This window comes from Mesorhizobium sp. Primo-A (genome assembly GCF_003997175.1).
Lineage (GTDB): Bacteria > Pseudomonadota > Alphaproteobacteria > Rhizobiales > Rhizobiaceae > Mesorhizobium > Mesorhizobium ciceri.
In genome coordinates this window covers 1-392 of record NZ_RZTG01000080.1, presented here as the reverse complement: position 1 = coordinate 392, position 392 = coordinate 1, and the positions used below count along the sequence as shown (strand labels likewise).

Annotated in this window: 1 pseudogene; it reads left to right on the top strand. The window is 58.9% G+C overall.

The features are described 5' to 3' along the window. Nucleotides 1–119: 119 nt before the first annotated feature. Nucleotides 120–392, top strand: a pseudogene (locus EOC83_RS32675) (hypothetical protein); the annotation flags it as partial.

Here is a 392-nt window from a genome sequence, read left to right as displayed (position 1 = left end):
ATCAAGTTGCGAGTACACAGGTGAGAGCGCAAGAGGTGGCTGCGAGTTCGTCGGGGGCAGGCTCGACAATCGGGGGCGCCGCGTTGTCAATGGAGGTATTGACGGAGCGGCTCAAACGATTGGACGAACTTTTGCAGTTCGATCTGGCCGGTCAGCAAAGCGTCGTCTCCCAAGTGCGCCAGATGAAGCCTGAGGAGGCCGGTAAGGTCGTGGACGATGTGGCCCAGTACCTGCGAGCCCAGGCCATTGAGATGCAAACCTGTCTCGCCGGGTTGCAGGGGCGTAATGTACGCCTGCTACTCACCTCCACCCAGCTACCCAAAGTGCACGAACGCACAGACCAGCTCAAAGGGTTGCTGAACATGGTGCTGGGACAGGCCAACGCATTGAAT